The 6,731-nt window shown below is 62.8% G+C and carries 7 protein-coding genes; all 7 read right to left on the bottom strand.

Annotation, left to right across the window (positions count from 1 at the left end; all coding sequences use genetic code 11):
* Positions 1 to 632: 632 nt before the first annotated feature.
* Positions 633 to 986: a ComEA family DNA-binding protein gene (locus tag WG922_RS20765; RefSeq protein ID WP_340284925.1), complete on the bottom strand. Its 354-nt coding sequence runs from the start codon at positions 984 to 986 to the stop codon at positions 633 to 635.
* A 61-nt stretch (positions 987 to 1,047) separates the two neighbouring features.
* On the bottom strand, positions 1,048 to 2,073 hold the full coding sequence (rfaD, locus tag WG922_RS20760; protein WP_340284924.1) for an ADP-glyceromanno-heptose 6-epimerase: 1,026 nt from the start codon (positions 2,071 to 2,073) through the stop codon (positions 1,048 to 1,050).
* A complete protein-coding gene (gene rfaE1, locus WG922_RS20755; protein WP_340284930.1) occupies positions 2,070 to 3,002 on the bottom strand; it encodes a D-glycero-beta-D-manno-heptose-7-phosphate kinase in 933 nt (310 codons plus the stop codon). Before rfaE1 ends, rfaD begins: the two co-directional genes overlap by 4 nt.
* A 61-nt stretch (positions 3,003 to 3,063) precedes the next feature.
* Positions 3,064 to 4,197 carry a lipopolysaccharide assembly protein LapB gene (gene lapB, locus WG922_RS20750; RefSeq protein WP_340284923.1) on the bottom strand — a complete coding sequence of 378 codons (1,134 nt, stop codon included), beginning with the start codon at positions 4,195 to 4,197 and terminating at the stop codon, positions 3,064 to 3,066.
* The gene (locus tag WG922_RS20745) at positions 4,187 to 4,459 is read right to left on the bottom strand and encodes a LapA family protein (RefSeq protein WP_340284922.1); all 273 of its coding nucleotides are present in this window, start codon (positions 4,457 to 4,459) and stop codon (positions 4,187 to 4,189) included. The genes lapB and WG922_RS20745 overlap by 11 nt, the downstream gene beginning before the upstream one ends.
* Positions 4,460 to 4,483: 24 nt before the next feature.
* Complete coding sequence (locus WG922_RS20740; protein WP_340284921.1) at positions 4,484 to 4,804, bottom strand: integration host factor subunit beta; 321 nt, start codon at positions 4,802 to 4,804, stop codon at positions 4,484 to 4,486.
* 136 nt (positions 4,805 to 4,940) lie between these two features.
* On the bottom strand, positions 4,941 to 6,617 hold the full coding sequence (gene rpsA, locus WG922_RS20735) for a 30S ribosomal protein S1 (protein WP_340284920.1): 1,677 nt from the start codon (positions 6,615 to 6,617) through the stop codon (positions 4,941 to 4,943).
* Positions 6,618 to 6,731: the final 114 nt, after the last annotated feature.

Here is a 6,731-nt window from a genome sequence, read left to right as displayed (position 1 = left end):
ACACGTGCTGGGCTTTTTGCTTTTCTGTGCACGGAGATTGAGGGCGGCGTCATGCTCTGACAGTGCATAGATGGCGATATTGAGCCATTTACCTCAATCGGCAATTCAGCATGAGAAAGGATGCGCACGCCTTTCAGCCTGGAACGCATCTCCAGCCCCCAAGCCTTAGCAACGGATATCAGCCTCTAAGCGGACCCCCGGCTCCCCCGGCTCAGCAGCTCCTGTGGCTCCTGGGCTTTGATCGGATCTCGCCCGCCCAGGCTCCTGCGCTGCTCGGGTTCCTTCTCAAGCTACTGACACGCCGCGGCTGCACATTTCGATCGACGGGCCCACGACGGGCTATGCATTTCGCAATCGAGCGTCGTGCCTGCCGCTCCTGACGCCTGCACGAGTTCGTCGGCGAGTTGCGTCACCCAGGCGTGCCAAGGGAGGGACGCAACCACCGCTGGTGCAGAAGCTGGAGATACGGCGTTTCGGCAGTCCACCGCAGCAGCACCGCTTCGTCGACTTCCTGCCATTCGAGCGGGTGCTGGATATGTCCTTGACATCGATGGATTGCACCCGTGGGGGCAGTAGGTAGTGGGAACGTGGAGCGGCCAGCATAACGTGGGTGAGATGCTGGCCTGCTGCACCTACTTCTTCGGTTCCTGGCCCGGTTCCGCCGCCATTTTGGGCTTCGCTTCCGCTTTCGCTGCAGGTTTCGCGGGAGCCTTCGCAGTCGGCTTGAACGCTTCACCTGAAACGGTGAGGCCCTGTGCAGACAGTCGGGACGCCCGAGCTGGACCGATCCCCTTCACGCGCTTGATCAGGTCGTCCCAGTCCTTGAACTGGCCTGTCTTTCGCGCCTCCAACACCAGCTGGGTCGTAGACGGACCCATGCCGTTCACCCCGTCAAGTTCCGCTGCCGTGGCCTTGTTGACATCGACAGCAGCGATTGCAGATGCGACCCACAGCAGGCCGATTGTCACTAACATCTTCTTGAGCATCATTCCTCCTGAGCTGAGCTCGGCAATTCGGGATGAACTGCCTCCTCAGCAAGGCGAGATACTACTTTAGTTGATGTGGCTGAGCTGCGTTCTGGGCTGCGAGCCATCCAACATAGCTCGTGACGCCGGTCTGCACGTCCTGGAAATGGTGATCACAGCCCACTGAGCGTAAGAGCGACAAGTCGGCTTCCGTGCGGCATTGATACTTCCCCCGCAGCGCTTCAGGAAAAGGAATGTACTCCAGCAATCCTTCGGAAGCTGCCCTCGCGGCATCGAACATGCCGTCTTGCGACGTCATGCTGCTTACGACTGCGACTGCCACATCGTTGAAGGGCTGCGCTCTCCCGGAGCCGAGATTGAAGATGCCGTTGTGCTGGGGACGATCGAAAAACCAGAGATTGACGGCTACCACGTCGTCCACGTGGACAAAATCGCGCACCTGCTCGCCCGGTCCGTAGCCGCCGTATTCACCAAAAAGGCGAACCTTCCCTGCGTCGCGGAACTGGTGATACTGATGGAAGGCGACGCTCGCCATGCGTCCCTTGTGCTGTTCGCGCGGGCCGTATACGTTGAAGTAGCGGAAACCGACCACCTGGTGTGGAGCGTTGTCGAATCGGGGCCCCAGTTCGCGGCGCAGGCGCTGGTCGAACAAGAGCTTGCTCCAGCCGTAGACATTCAGCGGCTTTTCGAACGCAGGTTCTTCGCGAAATACATCCGAGGCGCCATAGGTGGCTGCAGACGAGGCGTACAGAAGCCGAGTGCCCTGTTCCTGGCAAGCTCGGAAGAGAGTGCACGATGTCGAGTAGTTGTTCTCCATCATGTACTTGCCGTTCGCCTCCATCGTGTCGCTGCAGGCCCCTTCGTGAAAGACAGCTTCGACGGACCCGAAGCGGCCTTGCGCGAATGCGTCGTAAAACCGGCTCGCATCGACGAAGTCTGCAATGCGCAAATCTGCAAGGTTGCGAAACTTGTCGCCCTGCGTAAGGTCATCGACGGCGACGATGTCGTCGATCCCGCGCGCGTTGAGCCCGCGCACGATGTTGCTGCCAATGAAGCCGGCGGCGCCGGTCACCACGATGCGCGTCATGTGAACAGCTCCTCGTATGAAACAGTGGCGGTCCCGAATTTCCCCACCACGATCCCGCCCGCCTTGTTTGCGAGCGGCACGGCCTCGCGCAGGCCCAGCCCTGCGGCAACGAAAGCGGCCAAGGTGGCGATGACGGTGTCGCCAGCCCCCGTCACATCGAACACTTCTCGCGCGTCGGCATCCACGTGAAGCGCCCCCTCTTCGTCAAACAAGGTCATGCCGTCTTCGCCGAGCGTCACAAGCAGCGCCTCGAGACGCAGTTCGTCTCGAAGAGCCTGAGCTTTGTCGGCGAGTCCCTCAGCGCCGCTCCAGGCCCCTACGACCTGCTGCAGCTCTGACCGGTTAGGTGTGATCACGCTGGCACCAGCATATCGCCGGTAGTCGGAACCCTTGGGATCGATCAGGACCTTGCAGGCTCCCTCGCGAGCCGCAGTGATCATCGCGGGGATATGCGCAAGGCCACCCTTGCCGTAGTCCGAGAAAAGCACCGCCTGGTGCTGCGGCGCGAGTTCGAGGAACGACCGGTTCTGCAGCGCGAGCACCTCATGATCCGGCTCGTTCTCGAAGTCCATGCGCAGGAGTTGCTGCTGCCTTCCGATCACGCGCAGCTTAACGGTCGTCATCAAGCCCGCATCGCGTTTGAGGTGAGTCGTGATGCCGGTGGCGGCCAGAAGGGCCTCGAGTCGATGTCCTGCGTCATCATCGCCCACCACGCCGAGGAAGGACGCCTGCGCGCCAAGCGTGACCACGTTGTAGGCTACGTTCGCCGCGGCGCCGATGCGCTCCTCTTGCCTTGTCACCTTGACGACGGGGACTGGAGCTTCGGGGGAAATGCGCTCGACCGCACCGTGCCAGTAGCGGTCGAGCATCGCATCGCCGACCACCAGCACCTTGGCGTTGCTCAGTTGATCCTTGGTAGGTCGCTTCATGTGTGCATCCAAGCTGGCCCGGTTCGTCGCAGAGAAGTCGCGCAGGTGCATGACGCCGAGCCTAGAGTTCTTCAACGCGGCGCGCGGGGTAGCTGTCCCACGCCTGGCAGCCGGGGCACTGCCAGAAATGCTTGTTGGCTTCGAAACCGCAGGCGGCGCAGCGGTACCGCGAAAGTGGTTTGACTGCCTGATCCAGGGCCCGTTGCAGGAGCGGATGCAGGTCCTCGTGTTCAAGGCGTTCACCGGATATCCAGCGTGTCGCGGCCACCAACGAAGGTTCGCGTTCGAGGTGGCGGGCGTACAGGTTTCGTGCCGATTCGGGGTCCGGCTCGAGCGCCACCAAGCCTTCTAGCACGTCCAGCGACGGCGTGGCTTGCTGACGCTCACAAAGGATCCGGGTCGCGCGCACCTGCTCGCCACAGGCGAGGGCCGACTCGGCCAACGGCCGCGCGACCAGCCCCGCCGCCGCAGGCAGGCGCTCCGCTAGCTCGGCAAGTGTTTCGAACGCCGCCCGGTCATCGCCGGCGCGCCGCTGGAGAACGGCGAGTTCAAGGGCCGGCCGAGCCGCTGCCGGAGCGGTGCGAAGTGCTTCCCGCACCAGGCGCTCGGCCTCTTCGTTCGGCTCCTGGGCCGCCTGCTCGCACAGGTAATGAGCAAGACGCGTGCTGAAGTTCCCTTCGCCGCGGGTATCCAGCTTGCGCGCGATCTCGGCAGCGCGCGGCCAGTCACGCGTGCGCTCGTAGATCGACAGCAGGGCCAGCAGGGCTTGCGGCTCGAAGCTGGTGCCCTCCAGCTTTCGTAAGGCATCCTCCGCGCGGTCGAGCAGGCCAGCCTTGAGGAAATCCAGCGCCAGTGCGTGCTGCGCGCGGTGGCGTTCGGGCCGTGACAGGTCGCCGCGCGAGAGCAGGTGTTCGTGCACACGCACTGCACGTTCGTATTCGCCCCTGCGACGGAACAGATTTCCGAGGGCGAAGTGCAGTTCGGACGTATCCGGGTCGTTGCGGACCGCCTCGATGAAGGCATCGATGGCCTGGTCCTGCTGCTCGTTGAGCAGAAAGTTGAGCCCACGAAAGTAGGCTTTCGGCGCCTGCCGGTTCTCGATGCGCAACTGGCGCAGGTCCAGGCGAGAAGCGACCCAGCCGAGCACGAAGGCGATGGGTAGCCCCCAGAGCAGCCAGCTGAAATCAGATTCCATGCGGCTCCGACGACGCGCCGGCGGCGCTCGCCGCCGGCTGGCTCCGGCGGGCCACCGCCCGCTGTTTCCACCAACGCGGCACCATTCCCAGGGCACCCACGCCAATGCCGAGCGCGAATACGGCCAGCACTACCAGTACGAGCGGGCCATTCCAGTGCGCTCCGAAAAAGAAGTGCACCGTGACCACATGCTGATTGTTCAGCGCGAAAGCGAACAGGGTAAAGAAAATGGCTGCCTTGAGCAGCCATGCGAGGTATTTCATCCGGCTCCTATGGCTGGCCGAATTTTAGTTGCTAGTCCCTGGCGCCAGCGCCTCGAGCTCGCGAGTGCGCAAGTCCACCGCTTCCCGCAAGGCCTTACCCGGCTTGAAGTGGGGCACGCGTTTCTCCGGAATCTGCACGCTCTCGCCAGAGCGCGGATTGCGACCCAGCCGGGGTGGCCGCCGACTGACCGAGAAGCTGCCGAAGCCACGAATCTCGATGCGATGCCCGCGCTCGAGGGCTTCTGACATGGCGTCGAGAATGGCCTTGACAGCGTACTCGGCGTCGCGATGGGTCAATTGCCCAAAGCGCCCGGCCAATTCTTCGACAAGATCGGATCGGGTCATGCGCGGAGGAGGGACGTTAGTGGAGACGGAAAGTGAAGCGGAGCGGATCTGAAGGATAAGCAGCGCGGGAGTGTCTCACCCCCGCGCCTGCACGTCCTGCGCCGGTGCAGCCGCCGAGCGGCCGCCCGCTGCGGCGTTACTTCTCCAGCTTTGCGCGCAGCAGGGCGCCCAGGCTGGTGGTGCCGGCGTTCTCGCGTGCCGATTGCTGGCTCAGGCTGGACATGGCCTCCTGCTGGTCGGCCATATCCTTGGCCTTGATCGACAGCTGGATATTGCGGGTCTTGCGGTCGATGTTCACGACCACTGCCGAGACCTCGTCGCCTTCCTTCAGCACATTGCGCGCGTCCTCGACGCGGTCGCGCGAGATCTCGCTGGCACGCAAATAGCCGAGGATATCGTTGCCCAGGTCGATCTCGGCGCCCTTCGGATCCACGGTCTTGACCTTGCCCGACACGATGGATCCCTTGTCGTTCACCGTCACGAAGGTGGTGAAGGGATCCTGGTCCAGCTGCTTGATGCCCAGGGAAATGCGCTCGCGGTCCACATCGACGGCCAGCACGATCGCCTCGACCTCCTGACCCTTCTTGTAGTTGCGCACGGCGGCTTCGCCGGGCTCGTTCCAGGACAGGTCCGACAAGTGCACCAGGCCGTCGATGCCGGCAGCCAGGCCGACGAAGACGCCGAAGTCGGTGATGGACTTGATCGGGCCCTTGACGCGGTCGCCGCGCTTCGTGTTCTGCGCGAACTCCTGCCACGGGTTGGCCTTGCACTGCTTCATGCCCAGCGAGATGCGGCGCTTGTCCTCATCGATCTCCAGCACCATCACCTCGACCTCGTCGCCAAGAGACACGATCTTGGAAGGGGCGACGTTCTTGTTGGTCCAGTCCATCTCCGAGACGTGCACCAGACCTTCGATGCCGGGCTCAAGCTCGACGAACGCACCGTAGTCGGCGATGTTGGTGACCTTGCCGAACATGCGGGTGCCCTGCGGATAGCGACGCGACACGCCCATCCAGGGGTCGTCGCCCATCTGCTTGAGGCCCAGCGACACGCGGTTTTTCTCAGTGTCGAACTTGAGGATCTTGGCCGTGATTTCCTGGCCGGCCTGGACCACCTCGCTCGGGTGGCGCACGCGACGCCAAGCCATGTCGGTGATATGCAGCAGGCCATCGATGCCGCCGAGATCGACGAAGGCGCCGTACTCGGTGATGTTCTTGACCACGCCACGAACGATGGAACCTTCCTTGAGGGTTTCCATGAGCTTGGCGCGCTCTTCGCCCATCGAGGCTTCCACCACCGCGCGGCGGCTCAGCACCACGTTGTTGCGCTTGCGATCGAGCTTGATGACCTTGAATTCGAGGGTCTTGTTCTCGTAGGGCGTCAGGTCCTTGATCGGACGGGTGTCGATCAACGAGCCCGGCAGGAAGGCGCGGATGCCGTTGACGAGGACAGTGAGGCCGCCCTTGACCTTTCCGCTGGTCGTGCCGGTGACAAACTCGCCGGACTCCAGGGCCTTTTCCAACGCCATCCAGGACGCCAGGCGCTTGGCCTTGTCGCGCGAGAGGATGGTGTCGCCGTAGCCGTTTTCGATAGCGTCGATCGCCACCGAAACGAAGTCGCCTACCTGGACTTCGATTTCGCCCTGGTCGTTCTTGAACTCGTCGATAGGGACGTAGGCTTCGGACTTGAGGCCGGCGTTCACGACCACGAAGCTGTGTTCAATGCGCACCACCTCGGCGGTGATGACCTCGCCGGCGCGCATCTCCGAGCGCTGCAGCGATTCTTCAAACAGGGCGGCAAAAGATTCGGACATAAAGTTCCTTGCACGTCACGCAGGTTTCCATCGGCACCATTGCAGATGTTTCTAAGGCTGAGGACGGCGGTTGTGCGGCTGCAAAGCCGCGGTTGCGGTTGAAACATCCCACGT

It is taken from the genome of Ramlibacter sp. AN1015 (assembly GCF_037726105.1).
GTDB lineage: Bacteria > Pseudomonadota > Gammaproteobacteria > Burkholderiales > Burkholderiaceae_C > Ramlibacter.
Note: the sequence above shows the minus strand (reverse complement) of the source record. Positions and strands in the feature narration are given on the sequence as shown.